17 protein-coding genes are annotated in these 16,998 nt (G+C 65.5%); 13 read left to right on the forward strand and 4 right to left on the reverse strand.

Annotated elements, in window-relative coordinates; genetic code table 11:
* Positions 1-15 precede the first annotated feature (15 nt).
* Entirely contained in the window at positions 16-474 is a 459-nt protein-coding gene (locus AB0H61_RS37045) for a hypothetical protein (protein ID WP_357313114.1), read from the forward strand.
* A 277-nt stretch (positions 475-751) separates the two neighbouring features.
* Here the strand turns inward: AB0H61_RS37045 and AB0H61_RS37050 are convergent, their stop codons facing one another.
* The gene (locus tag AB0H61_RS37050; protein ID WP_357313116.1) at positions 752-961 is read right to left on the reverse strand and encodes a hypothetical protein; all 210 of its coding nucleotides are present in this window, start codon (positions 959-961) and stop codon (positions 752-754) included.
* 624 nt (positions 962-1,585) lie between these two features.
* Complete coding sequence (locus AB0H61_RS37055) at positions 1,586-2,563, reverse strand: site-specific integrase (protein ID WP_357313118.1); 978 nt, start codon at positions 2,561-2,563, stop codon at positions 1,586-1,588.
* A 352-nt stretch (positions 2,564-2,915) separates the two neighbouring features.
* Here AB0H61_RS37055 and AB0H61_RS37060 point away from each other — a divergent pair, with 352 nt between their 5' ends.
* From AB0H61_RS37060 to AB0H61_RS37095, 8 genes are all read left to right on the forward strand, one after another.
* Positions 2,916-3,158, forward strand: a complete 243-nt coding sequence (locus AB0H61_RS37060; protein ID WP_357313120.1) for a hypothetical protein — start codon at positions 2,916-2,918, stop codon at positions 3,156-3,158.
* 2 nt (positions 3,159-3,160) lie between these two features.
* Positions 3,161-4,960 (forward strand): zeta toxin family protein, encoded by a 1,800-nt coding sequence (locus AB0H61_RS37065; protein ID WP_357313122.1) that lies wholly within the window; start codon positions 3,161-3,163, stop codon positions 4,958-4,960.
* A gap of 919 nt (positions 4,961-5,879) precedes the next feature.
* Positions 5,880-6,953: a hypothetical protein gene (locus AB0H61_RS37070; RefSeq protein ID WP_357313125.1), complete on the forward strand. Its 1,074-nt coding sequence runs from the start codon at positions 5,880-5,882 to the stop codon at positions 6,951-6,953.
* A gap of 273 nt (positions 6,954-7,226) precedes the next feature.
* Entirely contained in the window at positions 7,227-7,478 is a 252-nt protein-coding gene (locus AB0H61_RS37075; RefSeq protein ID WP_357313128.1) for a hypothetical protein, read from the forward strand.
* A gap of 1,156 nt (positions 7,479-8,634) precedes the next feature.
* Complete coding sequence (locus AB0H61_RS37080) at positions 8,635-9,849, forward strand: hypothetical protein (protein WP_357313130.1); 1,215 nt, start codon at positions 8,635-8,637, stop codon at positions 9,847-9,849.
* Entirely contained in the window at positions 9,837-10,604 is a 768-nt protein-coding gene (locus tag AB0H61_RS37085; RefSeq protein WP_357313133.1) for a hypothetical protein, read from the forward strand. Before AB0H61_RS37080 ends, AB0H61_RS37085 begins: the two co-directional genes overlap by 13 nt.
* 62 nt (positions 10,605-10,666) lie before the next feature.
* Positions 10,667-10,924, forward strand: coding sequence for a hypothetical protein (locus AB0H61_RS37090; protein ID WP_357313139.1), 258 nt, complete (start codon positions 10,667-10,669; stop codon positions 10,922-10,924).
* Positions 10,921-11,118: a hypothetical protein gene (locus AB0H61_RS37095; RefSeq protein ID WP_357313141.1), complete on the forward strand. Its 198-nt coding sequence runs from the start codon at positions 10,921-10,923 to the stop codon at positions 11,116-11,118. Before AB0H61_RS37090 ends, AB0H61_RS37095 begins: the two co-directional genes overlap by 4 nt.
* A gap of 443 nt (positions 11,119-11,561) precedes the next feature.
* Here AB0H61_RS37095 and AB0H61_RS37100 read toward each other — a convergent pair whose 3' ends face one another.
* Positions 11,562-11,816 carry a hypothetical protein gene (locus AB0H61_RS37100; RefSeq protein ID WP_357313143.1) on the reverse strand — a complete coding sequence of 85 codons (255 nt, stop codon included), beginning with the start codon at positions 11,814-11,816 and terminating at the stop codon, positions 11,562-11,564.
* Positions 11,817-12,186: 370 nt separating this feature from the next.
* Here AB0H61_RS37100 and AB0H61_RS37105 point away from each other — a divergent pair, with 370 nt between their 5' ends.
* On the forward strand, positions 12,187-12,630 hold the full coding sequence (locus AB0H61_RS37105; protein WP_357313145.1) for a hypothetical protein: 444 nt from the start codon (positions 12,187-12,189) through the stop codon (positions 12,628-12,630).
* Between the two features lie 293 nt (positions 12,631-12,923).
* Positions 12,924-13,898 (forward strand): hypothetical protein, encoded by a 975-nt coding sequence (locus AB0H61_RS37110; RefSeq protein WP_357313147.1) that lies wholly within the window; start codon positions 12,924-12,926, stop codon positions 13,896-13,898.
* 259 nt (positions 13,899-14,157) lie between these two features.
* Here the strand turns inward: AB0H61_RS37110 and AB0H61_RS37115 are convergent, their stop codons facing one another.
* Positions 14,158-14,469 carry a hypothetical protein gene (locus tag AB0H61_RS37115; RefSeq protein WP_357313149.1) on the reverse strand — a complete coding sequence of 104 codons (312 nt, stop codon included), beginning with the start codon at positions 14,467-14,469 and terminating at the stop codon, positions 14,158-14,160.
* A gap of 393 nt (positions 14,470-14,862) precedes the next feature.
* Between AB0H61_RS37115 and AB0H61_RS37120 the strand changes: the two genes are divergently transcribed.
* Positions 14,863-15,024: a hypothetical protein gene (locus tag AB0H61_RS37120; RefSeq protein WP_357313152.1), complete on the forward strand. Its 162-nt coding sequence runs from the start codon at positions 14,863-14,865 to the stop codon at positions 15,022-15,024.
* 845 nt (positions 15,025-15,869) lie between these two features.
* Positions 15,870-16,910, forward strand: a complete 1,041-nt coding sequence (locus AB0H61_RS37125; RefSeq protein WP_357313154.1) for a nuclease-related domain-containing protein — start codon at positions 15,870-15,872, stop codon at positions 16,908-16,910.
* Positions 16,911-16,998: the final 88 nt, after the last annotated feature.

Here is a 16,998-nt window from a genome sequence, read left to right on the forward strand (position 1 = left end):
AAGGACCACGGTTCGATGAACGCCGACGAAGTCCCCCAACTCCTGCCACCCAAGCAGGCACCACCTGTCCGTACCCCGGAGGACCTGCGCCTGTTGTGGTCCGCGCGGATGGCCAACTACGCCTTCACCCACCGCAGCCTCTGGTGCCTGTTCCTCGCCCCCGACGGCCGATCCGTCCCGGTGTTGCCCACCATCGAGCCACTGCCGACCTGGCCCGACTCCGTCGACCTGCTGAACGTGATGCGGATCTGCACCGAAACCCTGTCCGCCTGCGCCCCAGACGGTTCCGTCGGTTTCCTGCTCGCTCGGCCCGGCCCGTGCGAGCTCCGGGTCAGCGACCGCGCCTGGCACCACGGACTGCGCGACACCGCCGCCCAAACCGGACTGCACATACAGCCGATCCATCTCGCCACCGACGAAGAACTGCGCACCCTCGCCGACGAAGAGCCGCTACACGGGCACGAACGTCGGTGATCGGGGGGCCGCCGCGCGGCGACCGCATCTCCGCCGAACTCACGCACTCCCCGGAACGGCACCGCCGCCGTCCTTGATCGGCCAGTACAGCCGTGCCGCTTCGCTGGCGCTGCGGCACTTCACCGTAGCGGCACTGGTGCTCGGCGATCCCCACACCAGGCGAGACCAGTCTGACGAATTCCATCGCGCCCCAACAGGTTCGCGCGCTCGGCTGCCGCGCGCTGATCTTGGACTTCGAAGGCGTCCCGGACGCCGTCTCCTGCTGGGCGCAGGTCACCTACCCCGAATACGCGGACCGCTCCGCCCGAGTGATCCGTCGATTCCACTGTGCCCGCCGGATCGCAATCCCGAACGCCAGCAGCGCCGGCATCCCGAACGTCGCGAACATCATCACTACGAACACTGCAATCTCCCGACTCGCATCGCGCTGTTCGGACAAAGCCGCTAACCCGAGCGAACCAATCATCAGGCCCGCAATCAACAGCATGAGGGATACCACTCCCCCCATGACCCACCCGGCCGTCGGCTTTCGAACCGCCGGAGGGACTATTCCGATCGGGTACAGGCCAACGTCGGCAGTCCCGAACCGCAGCACAGATTGCCTCCCGCTCTGAGCGGGCAAGTGATTGGCTTCCATCGATCCACCCCAACAGAGTCCTCGGAGTCAGTGCATCGACACTACTGACGAGTGTAGTTGCGATCAAATGTATTTCGTGATGACCTGCGGCTGCGCGTAGGCCGCCCCGACTCCATCGAGGCCCAGCACACCGCCTCCGACTGGCACAAGTCCACCCCATCTACATGAGCGAGGCCGACCACACCGTGCCGAGCGCCGTCGCTTCAAGCGTGCCGTCCGCGCCCTCGCCCTCTTCGACCTGCCCACCATCAACTCACCGCAGGACTGACCCTGCGGTGAGTGCGCACTGCCGCCACGGCACTGCGACGCTCATGCTGCAGGCCAACGGCTACTCGGCTTCGGCCGTTGATGACCAGACCCGGCACAGCTGCAACAGGCCCGGCACAAAGATCGCTCACGGTCCACTCGATCACGCCAAAGCATCGACAACGCGTGGCCGAATCGATCGCAGACACCCACATCGGCGGGCCGGTCTCAGAAGTCGATCCGTAGCTGCTCCCCGATCACCCCGGGAGTGTTCACAGGTCGCGCCGTTCTCCCGCCGGTGGCTCGAGCACCGCCAGCGCCGATCCCACGCAGCGCCCGGACCCGTTCCCGGTCCGGCTTCGCCTGCCCCATCAGATACGCCACCTCCGACAACTCCCTGCCTTCGTTCACCAAGTCCCGCTCAAAGGTGTTGCGAAGCACCCCAGGTGACAGATTCAGCACCCCCGCCTCCGCCCCGATCGACCGAACGATCTCATCGATGCGCCGCGATGAGAGTGGCCCGTCCAAACTCGTCCGCAGAAAGAACGCTCGACGACGCCTGTTCCCCAGCACCCGTTGCCGTTCCGCGAACCACGTCAGCTGCACCCTGCGCGCGCTCTCCTGCAACCCCACGACGCGGTCCTGGTCATCCGGCCCCGGCGCCCGCACCGATCCCGAGTGCGCACTCAACACCACATCGTCCACCTCCAACGCCGCCAACTCCGACTCCCGAAGACCCCCAGCCAGGCCCATCACGAACAGCGCATTATCGCGGCGCGACCGCAACGCCGCCACATCCAAGGTTCGGCTGCGCTGCAGCGGCGTCAACGTCGGCGGTATCCCGCGATCCACACGCACCGCGGAAACACCGACCTCCCCCAACCCCAGCCAGGTGTAATACGACGCCAACGCCGCCAACGTGACGTTCACCGTCGACGGACGCCGCAACTGCCCCACATACGCAGCCACCGCCTCGTCACGACCAGACTCGGAAATCAACGCGTCCATATAGGCCGGACGAACCGACTCCAACCACCCAAGAAAGGCCCCGGTGCGCTCCAAATATGTTTCCTGCGACCGGCGGGCGAACATACTGCCCTCCAGCCACCGCCGAAACAATTCCTTCTCACCCGCCCACCCCGACCGCGCCCCACCTCCCGCGAAATCACCGAAATCGGCGAGCCGATCCGCACCAAACACATCCATCACCTCCATGCTGTTCTGTGACAGGATCGCAGCTCGCACCGACACAATCGGCCCGCCGATTAGTAGCGGACCATCGGAAATCGGGCCGCTACTAATCATGTCCCCCAGACCGGCGCAGGCCGACATCCACACCGGCTGTCAAGGATTCCACTGGCACGCCATCGAATTCGGCGGGTCCCGCGGGGCGTCGCGGCACGGTGCGGGGACGCACCCCTGAACCGCTCGTTCGGCATCTGGTGGCACGGAGAACCCGAACACTGCTCCAGCGCGCGCAATTCCTGTCCTACCGTGGGCGTAGCCTCGTCTGCAGGCCCACCTGTCGCTGCGTGGGCGGATCTGTACGGGAGATCTGATGGGTAGTAACACGATCCCGGGGGACGAGGTCGCCGCCCACAAGGTCGCAGTGTCGATCGTGGCCGCGCTCGTGGCGCATTTCGCCCCTCGAGCCGCCGAGGATCGGGCGTGCAAGCTCAAGTTGCAGGACTGTCTCCGCATGCGAGCTTTGCTGGACGACCCCAGCGACACCGCGGCCGTTCGCGCCGTACTCGATGGGCAGTACGCCGATGACTACCGGGCGCTGACAGCCAGACGCTGAAGATGACCAGCAGTTCGGGGCCATCGGAATCATCGCTGCTACCAGATGATCGCGCCCGGCAGATCTTCGATGACTACATCGTCCCCGTCCTGTTCGCCGACGTGTTCACACACCCCCAGCCACGTGTCACCATCGTTGTCGGCGAGCCCGGTTCCGGGACGCCGACCCTCGCGCGGCTACTGAAGAAGCGCGACCGGGTAGCGCCGCTGATGATTGTCGGTATCGAGGACCTGCGGCCGTTCTATCCCGAATATCTGCAGCTCCCACCAGAGCTCGTCATGGCCACTACCTCCGGAGATGCTCACCGATGGCTGGACATGGCGCTGGACTATCTGCACGGCATCGGTGCCGGCGTCATCGTCGACGACGAGACCGGATCGGCGCGGTTCGCCGCGCGGGTGGCACACAAATTCGCCGCGGCACGCGATGGCCCGGCCTACACCGTCGAAGTTGCGTTGGACGCAGCCTCGTCCGGGGCAAGCCGTCTGGCCGAGCTGGAAGCTGACCAACTGTCTCGAGATCGGCTCGACGGCGGCACCTACCGCGGCGATAACCTGCTCGACCAGTGCCGCGCAGGCGTCCTCGACGTCGCCGACTGGGCCGATACCGACCCCGCCGTCTCGACCGTTTCGGTGCATCGCGGCACCGACACCACTGACGTTGCGCGCCGCCATCGCCTGCCCACCGGTGGGTGGCGCCACGATCCGCCGCCATTGCGGCTGTCGCCGCTGCGGCCCGACACCTTGTCCACTCGCGGGCTGGTCAAGGCGGTCCGTGAGTTGGGTCTGACGCTGGAGGAAAGCCAGGCATGGCTGAGGATCCACGATAGCCTCGCTGTCCGGATGGATCCGGGGATGCGCTCGTCGTTGGCCATCGCCCGCGCCGAGTTCGAATCCGTGCTGTTCCCGCCGGTCCTCGATTCGTACTCGACGTTGCCGGCAGTGACATTCGGCCGCTACCAGGTCGTGACCGCCTGGCACATGGACGCAGTCGTGGACATGCTCCGACACTATAAGCACGTCACAATCGGCGTCTTCGATCCCGACCAGGTCCCGGCCGAACCCTTCCAGCCACCGCCTGGTCTCGTTCCCTTTTGCGACGACCGCAACCGCGCCGCCGCCCCCGAACTCAATCCGATGTCGGCCGGGGAACAGATTGCGATGTGGAACGCCGCGCTCAAAGCCGCCGAATTGCAGCACCGCGTCACCGTCGTGCCCATCGCGCGACCCGAACTCGACCCCGACGCCTTCAACCGCCGATTCCGGGAGTTCGCGGTGATCCTTCCGGACGCTCGTGTCTACGGCGAACCCGACACCGGCCAGCATTACGCCTACTGGCAGATCCTCAACCGCCCTATCGCCGCCGCAGATCCGCCCCTCGAGTACCACGGCGCCGACATCCGCCGCATGTTCCTCGACAACAACGACGCCTGGCAGAACCTGCTCCCACGCGGAGCCCGCGAAGCATTCATCGCGGCCCAAGGCCACGAGCGGCTGTTCAGGCAGGCCCCCATCGAAGCCATCCAATTCCGCTCCCGCAGTGTCTCTTCCGCTGTCAGCGCCCACTTCACCGCGATGATCGACGGGGCGTTCACCGAGATCGAGACCGGCGATCGTGCACGCACCCGCACCCACCCGAACCGGCGGGCGACCGACCCGTTCGACATCGCCTCGACCCTCCAAGCTGCCTTCCCCCGAGGCGACCCCCACTGGCCCACCAGCGCCCCGCACATCGACCCCGCCCCCGGGCAGATCTCGGGTCCCGGGCCATCTCCACCCGGCTCCGAGCCAGCCCTCGAATAGTCATCCGACCCAATCGCGACGCAACCAACTGCGGTCGCGCGCTGTGTATCCCGTCGGTTCGGCAGTCGAGTACCGAGAAGCCACACCCCTCGCCCCGGCTGCCACTGAGCGCCTCCACTGGCTGATCGGCGAGAGTGCCCTCGGCCAGCTCGATCCGGCTCGCTGCGCCAGCGTGAGGACACCACCACCGAGACCGACAAGCTGGCGACACGACGATCCGGCACGTGGGCGAGCCGCCCTGGTCCCGAACTGCGCGCGGTCGAATGCCGACCGGTTGTCGCACCCCAACCACCGTCGACCATCACGTATCCGATCCCGATCGTGGGGGCTTGCCCTAGCGGACCGCATCCGCGACAACGTCATCGACTTCGGCGACGGCAAGCGGGCGCGCGGCACACTCACCCTGAACCACTGTGGCGATGGTTTCGTCGAACCCCACATCGGCACTGGTCACCTCGTCGACGATGCTCGCGCGCTGCCCACTGCCACAGCGCACGCCGCAGTCGCGAACGCAGCGAGCGACTCAAAGGTGCTGTAGGCCAACTCATTGCCACTGCGACTCGACGCGACATGGCGTCGGGCCGCGCCGCGCCGCAACACTCCCCCGAGAGCGCCGTCAACAACGTCGTACGGCGACTCACCGGTGGCCCGCCCGCTTTATCACCCACCAGCGACGGGCCTGCCTCGCGCCTGCCTCGTGCCCCGAGATGAGCGGCGGGTCCACCTCGTCAAGTTTCCCTCGTGAAAGGTCAGTGACCGAATCATGCCCGCATCCGTGCTGCTGGTACCGCAGTGTGAGGACTGTTCAGATCCTCTCACCGCGGATCAGCTCATCACGACCGTCGAAGGCGACCGTGTATGCAACGACTGCGCCGACACCCGTACTCCGTGCGATCGGTGCTCGCTGCTCACAAACCAGGTGCAACCCACCATCCATGACGACCTGCGTTGCAGTGAATGCCTTATCGGGTGGTCGCGCTGTCACGATTGCGACGCCTACACCCCGGCCGCGACAGCGGTCGTCGACCTCGGCGATGTCTGCGAATCGTGCGCCGAGGACTATTCCTCCTGCGACTACTGCGGTCGCCACGCCGCTGACCGGTTCTCGGTCGACAGCGGCGATGAGGTGTGCAGTGACTGCAGATCCGAGCACTACCGTGAATGTGACGACTGCACCGTCCTCGTTCTCAAGGATGAAACCTATTGCAGCGACTGCGCCGAAGATCACGCGCCAACTCATCCCGACGTACTCGACTACGACGAAAAGCCCACCCCACGATTCCATGGCAACGGCCCGCTGTTCCTCGGGCTGGAACTCGAGATCATCACCACACATAACGACTTCTACGACGCTGTGGACACGGCCATCGAGCATCTCGTAGACCTGGCGTACCTCAAGCAGGACGACTCCATCAAACCGTGCGGATTCGAACTGGTCACCCACCCGATGAGCTACCACTACGCCCTACGCCACTTCCCCTGGCCACTGTTGGACAAACTACACGGACTGGACTGCAAAACCGATACAAGCGTCGGCCTGCACATCCACCTGTCCCGCACAGGGTTCAGCGGTCCCGCCCACACCTTCCGGTGGCTGAAATTCGTCTACCGCAACCAATTCCCGGTCACCGCTCTGGCGCGCCGCTCCAGCCCGGAATGGGCCGAATTCAGCAGGCAATCCCGTGCTCGGGCCGCAGCCCACGCCAAGGGCGAACGCGAGCCCGCAGCCGAGGCCCGACGTAGTGTGGCGGTCAACGCCAACCCCGAGCACACTTTTGAGCTGCGGGTATTCGCCAGTTCCCTGGATGCCCAACAGGTTCAGGCCGCTCTCGGCTTCGCCCAGGCATCGGTCGAGTACACCCGCGGGCTGCGCGTCACCGACATCATCCACCACCGCGGCTGGGAATGGGATGCCTTCACCGCCTGGGTTCGTGCGCGCCCCGACTACGCGGGGCTGCTGGCGGAAATGCAGGACCTCGCATGTGCATCATGACGTTCCAGCCGACCGGCATCGCCGTGCCTGGTGACAGCATCCACCGGATCCGTTGGAACACTGACATCTACGGCCGCTTGCCGACCGGTATCAGCTGGCAGCCGGCACCCGCCGAACCAGAACCAGGCGGGCGCCGGGTGATCGTGGCCGGCCGCGGGAGCGGCGGCGGGCGCCAGGGTGTGCTGGCCCAAGCGGTAGCCGAGTACGCCCTGGGCGCGCCGCCCCGGTCGCGGTCTACGACCAGGACCCGCACACCGGACGCTGCGGGCCCTCATGATCGGCAATTCGACCGAACTGGTGGCGTGGATCCACGACAACCTGCCAGCCCTCGACGAGACCCGCTTCGAACAGTGGCAGGCCGAAACCGCCACCGCCGCAGCACTATCGGCCGAAATCCACGTGCGCATCCACACACCCGGGATACCCGACCGCACCACACACATCACCCTCACCGCCGCCCCGATCGCCGACACCGACGCCGACTGCCCACCACGAATACCCTCGCCCGCACCAGATCCGACGTGACCATGACCGATCCCACCCGTGCACCACACCCACCAGTCTCTGGACGTGTGCCGGTACCGACACCCCTGACCCACGCACCGGTCTCGGCCGAGATGGTGGTTCCACACATCACCCTGACCCACCGCGACCGGACCCGCCCGGTCTGGGGCGCCGTTGGTCCCCCGTGACTGTGGGATGTATTGACGCGCAAGCCGTGTCAGGCCAGTTAGGCTGCGTGCAGGGGTCGGGGTCGGCGGGGGTCACGTACATTTTCGTTTCCGTCGGTCGAACCCGATGCTGCCCCGTCCGCTGGTGCCCACTGCCTCAGCGGGCGCCGCGGCGCGAGGGTGGATGCGCCCACAATCCCCTCCTGGGCGTATCCACTCTCCCTGGCTCTCCCGCGCAGTCGGCGCGCTCCTGGTCGCGACCGTACCTGGCCCACGCCCTAGTTGGAGACCGTGCACACCGCCCACGGCTGAGGCAACCCCGACCCTTGGCCACCAGCGATATCCCGCTCGTGCCCGGTGTTCCTTTCGCTTCTACGAAAAGTGTTCTGCTATACCCGAACTCGATGAGACCGCGTGTGCGGTAAACCGGACCCCCAGCCGGACAACGGCCGAGGGTCGAGGAGCAGCCGGTATGCGAGGGCTGCGTGATCGAGTTGCCGGTCTGCGACGGCTGCCACGACTACGCACTACACCTCACCGACACCTCAGGTGACCGGCGACTGTGCGCGGCCTGCACGACCGGATGGGCCGGGTGTGTGTCGTGCACTCGCTTGACCCGCACATACGCATCGACACCGATGAGGCGGTCTGCTACCGGTGCACGGCAGCGTTTTCGATCGCTGTTTCAGTTGTGGCCGCTACAGCGCCGCCAGCCGCTCTGTCTGCGGCGGGTTACACGTGTGTTCGCGCTGCGCCGGCGGGTTCACCGCGTGCCCGGACTGCGGGACGCACCACCAGCCGCAATTCCAGCACCACCACATCGCTGAACCGCAGCCACCGCGGGGGACGTTACCGCGCCTCCGGGCGCTCATCGAGCACCGTGTTCTGACCCGGACACCATCTCTCCGTCGATCTGAACCTCACTCCGTCGAAGCCCCTTGCGTGCCGCCTGATTTCGGGCCGGTTGCGCGGGGGCTTCGTTCGTTCCTGTCGAAAGGTCGTGATCACCCATGCCCACCGCCACCTTGAACACCACCCAGTGTGAGGAGTGCGCCCTCCCCGTATCCGACGACGCGCTTGTGCCGACCATCGAAGGTGACCGGCTCTGCGATGCATGCGCCGCCGAGCTATCGATGTGTGAGCAGTGCGGCACCCACACCCGCGCCACCTCCCACACCGTCTCCGACGAATACCTGTGCAGCCGGTGCCTGTCCGGCTGGACCCGCTGTGACCGCTGCGACCTCTACACCCGTGAGATCACCGCGATCGTCGAGGGCCCGGACGTGTGCGAGTCCTGCTCGCACGACTACGAGCGTTGCGGGGACTGCGGTGCCCGCGCCCGCTACACCGAAACCGTCGAAGGCGGTGACGAGGTGTGCACGTACTGCCGCAACGAGAACTACCACTACTGCGAGGACTGCTACACCCTCATCCCCTACGACAACCGGTGCTGCGAGGACTGCGACGACGGCACCGGCCACGACTCGGTGCACAACTACTCCTACCGGCCGCAACCCTTGTTCCACGGCGAGGGCCCGCTGTTTCTGGGCATGGAACTCGAACTCATCACCCCCCATACCCAATTCGGTGACGCGGTCGACCTCGCAGTCGGCCAGCTCGGGGATCTGGGTTACCTCAAAGAGGACGCCTCGATCAGCCCGTGCGGGTTCGAACTGGTCACCCACCCCATGTCGTGGGAGTACGCGCGGACCCGGTTCCCGTGGCAGCTGCTGAACAAACTCCGGTTACTGGGCTGCCGCACCGACACCACCGTCGGCATTCACGTGCATGTCTCCCGGGCCGGGTTCTCCTCCCCCGCCCACATCTACCGGTGGCTGAAGTTCGTGTACCGCAACGAATCCCAGGTCACCACACTCGCGCGGCGACGCTCGCGCGACTGGGCGGAGTTCTCCCCCGAAGCCCGCTCCCGGGCCGGGGAGTACGCCAAGGGCAGCAAACACGGGTGGGGCCGCTACCAGGCCATCAATGTCTACCCCGAGCACACCTTCGAACTGCGGGTCTTCGCCTCCTCCCTGTACCCGCGCCAGGTCAAAGCCGCCCTCGCGTTCGCCGCGGCGTCGGTCGAATACACCCGCGCCCTGTCCGCCGCGCAGGTCGCGCGCCGCCGCGGCTGGGAATGGTCGGCGTTCACCGCCTGGCTGCGCTCTCGCCCCGACTTTGCCGATCTGCTCACCGAGTTGGAGGTCCTCCGATGTGCATGCTGACATTCCTCAAGCCCGCCGCCGCCCCTGACATTCCCGCGCTGCGCAATGGGGCACTGTGCAACCCGCACGGCCACGGCTACGCCCTGATCACCGGCACCACGATCACCACCGGGCACAGCCTCGACGCCGAGACCGCGCTCGGCGAATTCGCGGCCCTGCGTCACGAGTACCCCGACGGTCCGGCGTTGTTTCATTCCCGCTTCGCCACCCACGGCCGACGCACCCTCGACAACTGCCATCCCTTCTTCGTCGCCGGTGATGAACGAACCGTGCTGGCCCACAACGGGATCCTGCCCCCGAACGTGCACCCCGCACCGGGTGACGAGCGTTCCGACACCAGGATCGCGGCGGAGGACTTCCTGCCCACGACCCCGTTCGGGTCGCTGGATTCCTGGAGCGGACGCGAAAGACTGGAGCGCTGGCTGGGCAGCGACAAGATCGTGCTGCTCACCCTCGATCCCGCCTACCGCCAGCGCGCCTACCTGTTCAACGAACACCGGGGCCACTGGGACGACAAGGCCGGGATCTGGTACTCCAACCACGACTACCTCGATCACCGCTTCGGCTACGCCTACTACGACGGCGATTTCGACTACTGCGACTACTGCGGCGAACAGGACGTCGACCGCGTCGGCCCGCACTGCACCACCTGCGGATTCTGTGCCGACTGCGAACGGCATTTCCCGCACTGCGACTGCGCGGTCTTCGACGGCCGGCAACGCTACGCCGATCTGATCGACCTCGACTACGCCTGAGTTCTCACCGCATTCGCGCCGGAGCGCCTGCCCGGCCTGTCTTTCCAAGGAGCGTCCGCATCATGCCCTACAGCCTGAACCTGGCCAGCATCCTCATCCGGCTCCGTGACGTCGACGACCACCAGGTCATCGCCAGCACCGACGGCCACCGCGTGCGGTTGCTGATCCGCGACGCCGACAACCCCGCAACCGACTGGCGCTACGCCGACCTCGACCCCGCCGCAGCCGATGCCTTGGCCGCGGCGCTGGCGACCAGGTCCCGACCCACACCCTTGCGGTGGCTGGCACGCCGCCACTGGACACGCGGGATCAGACGATGAGCGAGAACCACACCACCGTCCACGGCGCGGCAACCGACTCCGAACTCCGGTTCCTGCATCACGTCGCAGACCTGCTCGACACCTGCGCCGAGAAGCCCACACGTCCCGGCGAACTGCGTCGCGTGCGTGACCTGATCCAACGTGGTGACCGAACCGAGCCAAACGACAGTCCGGCAGCAAGCTCCGCGCGATGAAGCCCCACCGTCCACGGCGGGAACATCTGTGCCGCACATCGGGTATCGCTCCGTGCCAGAGCTCATCTCACGCCCCGTTACCGACTCCCGCGGCATGCCCGAGCCAGACGAGTCCGCACACGCCAGATCCAGATCGGACCACATTGACAGACCAACATCGATCCCTCCCCCCTTACTCGCGATCCCTCGCCACTCGTCGACTATCGCTCCCCAGCAGGCTCGAACCATCCGGTGCCGCGGTCCACGCCCCGACCGAGCATTCCGGACTCGACGCCAATCGCGTGTATCCAATCCGTTACGCCTACCAGTGGACCGACACCACCACCGGCGAGAAGCGGACAGTCCCGGCCATCAGCCGCGATGACGCCTACGAATCCGTTGCCGGGATCCGCCGGATCCAGCAACGCCATCACCGTCGCCCCGACGCGGTACTCCTCAGCGGTCTAGGCGACGGCCAGTGGCTGGACGGCGACATCACCCCGCGGATGGCCACCGGTGTCGACACGGTCTCGGATATCGACATCGTCGCCCAGATCTGCCGGGAAGTCCTGCAAGACATCGCCGATGGTGTGCTGCCCGCCAGCATCAGTCGCTTCAGTGAGCTGCACGATCACGTTGACGCCAACACGTACGCCGACGAACAGATTGTGACACGTCAACAACTGTCCGGCCAAGACTTCATCGACTTCATCGGCCAAGTGCAGGATGTGGTGACCGGTTGGCTGCAAGCCGGGCGCCCGCCAACCTTTGCGGTCACACCCCCGATCGGGCCCATAATCGTCCAACTACATTCACCCACAACCTATCCCGACACCCCGCGCATGCTCTCTCACCAGCACCGCCGCGGCATATCCGCAACTACCGCAGTCCCGAGCGCCCCGCGCCGCGCAACGCAGCACGACGGGGCAGGTCCACCAGGCAATCGTTGTCGAGATCCCCGCGGCCGCGGACACCACCACCTATCGCCCCATTCCAGACGAAGCGCGATGGCACGCCGTCACATCCAGTCACAGCGCCACTGACAAGTGGATCTACCACGGCCCGCATGGCTACCGCGGGATCCTCACCATGGACCGCAACGGCCGGCATTGGGGCACCATCCTGCCCCCAGCAGGCAGGCCCGGACCGCTTGATGATGACCAGCTCGATACCGACCTCGCCGAGTCGAAGTTAGCGGTAGAAGGCATGCTCGGTATCGAGTGCGGAATCCACCACGGCCGCCCGCTCGTGTGGGCCGCCCGCGGGCCCGACCCCGGCTTCGAAGCTGTCGAGGTTCACGAGTATCAAGGACCTTTCGACTTCTCCGCGGTCATCCGCGTCTGCGAGGACGGCGTGGTTCGGCTCAGCGTCTTCGGCCGATGCGAGCCGATATGCCAAGCCGAACCGGTCGAATCCGTGGAAATCGGCAAGCGCAACGCCATCGCCGTCATCCAGACCTGCATCGGCTCGGCTACCCAACTCCACACCTACACCACCACCAACCATCCCGACCCGCCACCGCCCCAACACTGAGCGTGCGGCCAACACTCGACCCAACGTCGGCCGTATTAGTTGGCTCTCTACATATGCGCACATGGGAGGGGCTGGCATCACCACCGCTGAGGATCTCGACTGAAGTGCACGACAGCCCGAGCCTCGCTTCGCCCTCTTCGGGCCACAGAAACCCCATGGCCCGACACCCCCGTCCGCCCGCACATGGGCGCTCCGCAATAGCCAGTAGCCGAAAGTATTTCATTTCCGTGATTCATTCAGCATCCACTCTTTACCCCGGCTTGCCCGGCCCTGCCGCCGACCCGATCCGCGTGGTGGCCGAGCCCGGAACCGTCATCGCCCGCTGGCCGATCGGCCGCCTCGACCCCGAAGCACGACAGCCCCACGCTGAGCTTCGCCTGACCTACGAAACCCGCACCGGTGAAAGCAACTGCTACACAGCAATATTGGCGGCACTGCACACCAACACTGACGGGACCACCAACTACATCATCGGCACCCCGACGATTCTGGTGTACCAGCGCCCTGGAACACGCTTACGGCGCGGGCAACTCGAACGAAGCTATCAGCGGGCGCTGACGGTGCTACGTGAGCGGTTCATCCACGACCGCCGCGTCCGCGACTACTTCGACCCCGCGTCTGGAGTGTTCACCGAACTCGAGGCACCCTCGACACTTCACCAGACGATCCGTGTCGCGGTGCGCACCACCGCCACCGATGTCGACGACTCGACGTGGGTGATCTGCACCTGCCCCGTCAGTGTTCTCGGCGACAGCGGCCTCGAAGCGCAACACATCCGGCGGCACTGCCCCACTGGGTATTCCGGAGACGTCGTGGTCCTCGACGCGGTCGAAGGGTTCGAGGCGGGCTGCTGCACCTGGTCGCGTTTCAGCGATCGGCCCGACCCGCAGTTCACACACGGCAGCGAGCGCGCGCAAGCTCGTGCACAGCACCAGGGCTGCGAACATCCCCTGTTCGGTACATCCACACAGGGCTGGACCGACTACTCCGACGAGTACATGGGAGAGGCCATCGGCACCCTCACCACGTGGGTGCTGCAGACCTTGGATTGGTGTGCTGTGGTCGTTCACACGACCGACGAGCGTGATGTAGCGGCCGTGTGGGTGTACCGCGGCGGCGACCGCGACACCTCGCCCGACGACGAGGACTACGACGGGGAAGTACTCGTCAGCGGCGCCCCCTATCCGAATATCGCTGAGGCCAAATGCGCCGCGACCGCCTTGATCGTCGATCTACTGACGGGGCGATATCCCGGCGCGGCTGACTGACGACACCTTTCCAGACAGCTGAGGTTCACGCCCACAATGCTGGGCGGGGTTCAGTAACCTCCGATCATGCAGCGACAGGCGCCTGACACCGGCTCGGCTCGCCGCAGACCGGACTGGCCTCGAGACCGCAATGCGTCATCCCATTGGCCTGATGTCCACCGAGATCGCGTGTACCGGTCCAGCACTCCCATGCAGCGGAATGAGCCATTCGACAGCAAGAACAAAGGAACATGATGGTCGGCCAGGAAATAGGCCGCGACTAGAACTCGTCGTCTTCGTCTTCGGTCATTGGCCCCATCTCGGGATCGTAGGGCACGTCACAGACCACGAACCCATCCCGGACCTCCCACCCGAGGCGTTGCACGGTGCGGACCGGCACCGTGCACAGGAACCGCTCAACCGGCGCCCCAGCGTCGAAGAAGCTCTTGATGGCCACCGCGATGCTGTGACCGCCGTCGAGCTGATAGACGTACCAATCGTCCAGCGGGCCTGGTAATGGGGAAGGGTAGACCTTGCTGGAGACACGGTTGACAACATGCTGTGCGATCAGCTGACTCGGGGAGATCTCCACGCGCACAAACCTACGCCGCGACACCGACAGCACGCGTGGCTGATCACGGAATTTCCTGGCGGACAGCCTAAGCCGACAGCACAGCGGTCTCGTCCTGATCCACCTCTCGACTGATCGAAGGAAAGCCATGATCTACATCAGCCACGGCAACTGGAACAGCGTCGACCGATTCAATCTCAGCGTCGACGACACCATGTTCAACGCCACGAGAAGAGCGGCAGGTCGTAGACACAGGGCGGGGGTGGCTCGATTCCACCGAAGCTTCTGGTGGTCGCCGACCGGAGCGGCCACTTTCCGAGAAGAGAGGTTCTCATGAGCGCTCAAACGATCACGATGACACCTGAATTAGAGTCCGCGTTGAGGGCCTTCCGTGACACATGGACGGTAGACGATATGCCCCAATCGGTGGCTGGCCGGTTGCAATGCATCGAGGTCGTCACGTTGGCGCGCGTGCTGGTAGCGCTGAGAGAGCACGACGCGGCGGTGAGCTGGCTACAGGACCACGCCGACGACGAACTGTGTGAAGGTAACCACCTCGACTCGCTGGAGTCCTAGGAGGAAACCGCGCCCGATCAGGAGTGACGTTCGCGAGTCTCCGATGTTCGTGTCCTCACGATGAGGGTCGGTGGTTCGAGTCCACCAGAGGCGCTGACGGCCCCGCACAGCTCCTGAGCCGAAAGACGCCTCACCGGCCTGGTCGACCGGCTCAATTTCATCTGGCACGCCAACCAATTGCTCTACCAGCGAGCATCTGCCGCGCAACCCACACTCCCGGCGATAGCGGGCTGCGTGCTGAAGTCGTTGTCTTCGGTGATCCCGACGGCCATCGCCGAATACCCGGGAGGCCGGCGACGGACCTTCCGGCGACGCGACCTTCCGCGATCTGTGTGGCGGAGATCTGCCGACGGTCGAGGACATCGCGCAGGCGTTGACCTTCTGTCATCTCGGAGTGCCGCGGCCAGGTGGGGCAACGCCCGTGAACGGTGGCGCGCACCGACGGGGAACCGAAATCTGCTGGTCGAGCGAGCAACCCCATACTGGCTCACCGAGCCGATGCATCACCCGCACATCTACGGACGGGCACACACGCTGACGAGGCGCAGGGCTCGCAGCGGCAATCGCGCTGCTTCCCAACGGAATTCCGGCCACAAATCCCGATCGCGCCGCCCTGATCTCGCTTTTAGTAGCGATGCCGTCGCTCGAGGGGCACCAACAGCAGACCCGCCCTACCGGCGAATCCGAACCCGCCAGCCCAATTCGGTGCAGGCTGATCCCGCAGCAACCGGCCAACTGCGCCAAGGGTGCCGAAGGCATCGAGCGCGTTCCCCTGTTGCCCGTGCCGCTCCGCCGTAACGACCAACAAGGGGCGGCAGAACCCCAATGAGTTCCGAGGAGCGGTGATGCTCGTCATCAACAACAGTCCAACAAAGGTGTACAGCGAAGCGCGCGTAGCCCGCTGGCTGCGCGGCTGGACCGGCAAACACGCACTAGCTGGAGTTGCCATCGCGAACTACCACATTCCTGACCTGCGCACATCTAGCACCCAGCAAGCCGATTTCATCATCCTCACGCCCCAGACGGCAGTCATTGTCGAGGTCAAAGGCACCGACAGCGAGGTCACCCACGGAGTGCTCACCGCCGAAGCCAATGGTCCTTGGCACTCCACTGCATCCGACCGTGACCCGGTCCTTACCCGCGACTGCGACACCCACCCCGTCGACCAGGCACTCAGCGCCGCCTACCTGTTCAAGGATCTGACCGACAAGCACAACCCCGGAAACGCGTTCGTTTCCGCCGTCGTCGTGATCGTGCCACCGCACAACTCGACAGTGCGGTTGAAGGTCGGTCCGATGCCGACAGGCTGCCATGTCGTGCTCGGCAATTCTGGGCTGCGCGCCTGGTTCCACAAGACCGGCCGCCACACCCGCATTTGGAGCGCTGAACAGGTCTACTCGCTGCTCAACGCGATGAATCTCGGCGGGGAATTGACCATCCCAGATCTCGTCGCCGAAGGCTTCCCCACACTCGACGCTCTCCACCGCATCCGATATCACCCACATCGCCCATCGCGGCCGCACGCGAAACAACGTGCGCACCCCAGCAACCGGCCACGGCTGACCACGATGATCAGGCCTACATCACACCCGGAAACCGTAGATCAGCGCCCCACGGCGCGCGCCACGCACCACGCCCACTTGCGCGCAGCTGGCGCCCGCGGTCCTTCAACACCACGCTACCTCCGCCACAACGCAACTGGCCGGCGACAGCACCGCTTCCAGCAACTCGCCGCCATTGCTGTGATCGTGGCGTTCGTGGCCGTGTTCTGCTGGCTCGTCATCCATTTCAACCCGACCCCATCCTCCGGCCCTGTCAAGGATCAGCCGGTCCCCTCTCTCGTTCGCACCGTGGTGGAGCCTTCTGATAAACCGTCATCCCCCTAGACGAGTGATTCCTAATCGGTTCGGGGCGTGAGGGGCTCGAGTTTTGGCATGGCGGAGGGTATCGACGTCAGTTTGTGAAGACAGACCT

Origin of the sequence: Nocardia sp. NPDC050710 (genome assembly GCF_040654375.1) — a bacterium.
Lineage (GTDB): Bacteria > Actinomycetota > Actinomycetes > Mycobacteriales > Mycobacteriaceae > Nocardia.

Bases quoted from the DNA above. Each gene is read 5' to 3' on its own strand.
- AB0H61_RS37045 (WP_357313114.1), top strand. From the start codon at position 16: ATGAACGCCGACGAAGTCCCCCAACTCCTGCCACCCAAGCAGGCACCA.
- AB0H61_RS37050 (WP_357313116.1), bottom strand. From the start codon at position 961: ATGCTGTTGATTGCGGGCCTGATGATTGGTTCGCTCGGGTTAGCGGCT.
- AB0H61_RS37055 (WP_357313118.1), bottom strand. From the start codon at position 2,563: ATGGATGTGTTTGGTGCGGATCGGCTCGCCGATTTCGGTGATTTCGCG.
- AB0H61_RS37060 (WP_357313120.1), top strand. From the start codon at position 2,916: ATGGGTAGTAACACGATCCCGGGGGACGAGGTCGCCGCCCACAAGGTC.
- AB0H61_RS37065 (WP_357313122.1), top strand. From the start codon at position 3,161: ATGACCAGCAGTTCGGGGCCATCGGAATCATCGCTGCTACCAGATGAT.
- AB0H61_RS37075 (WP_357313128.1), top strand. From the start codon at position 7,227: ATGATCGGCAATTCGACCGAACTGGTGGCGTGGATCCACGACAACCTG.
- AB0H61_RS37080 (WP_357313130.1), top strand. From the start codon at position 8,635: ATGCCCACCGCCACCTTGAACACCACCCAGTGTGAGGAGTGCGCCCTC.
- AB0H61_RS37085 (WP_357313133.1), top strand. From the start codon at position 9,837: ATGTGCATGCTGACATTCCTCAAGCCCGCCGCCGCCCCTGACATTCCC.
- AB0H61_RS37090 (WP_357313139.1), top strand. From the start codon at position 10,667: ATGCCCTACAGCCTGAACCTGGCCAGCATCCTCATCCGGCTCCGTGAC.
- AB0H61_RS37095 (WP_357313141.1), top strand. From the start codon at position 10,921: ATGAGCGAGAACCACACCACCGTCCACGGCGCGGCAACCGACTCCGAA.
- AB0H61_RS37105 (WP_357313145.1), top strand. From the start codon at position 12,187: ATGGACCGCAACGGCCGGCATTGGGGCACCATCCTGCCCCCAGCAGGC.
- AB0H61_RS37120 (WP_357313152.1), top strand. From the start codon at position 14,863: ATGCCCCAATCGGTGGCTGGCCGGTTGCAATGCATCGAGGTCGTCACG.
- AB0H61_RS37125 (WP_357313154.1), top strand. From the start codon at position 15,870: ATGCTCGTCATCAACAACAGTCCAACAAAGGTGTACAGCGAAGCGCGC.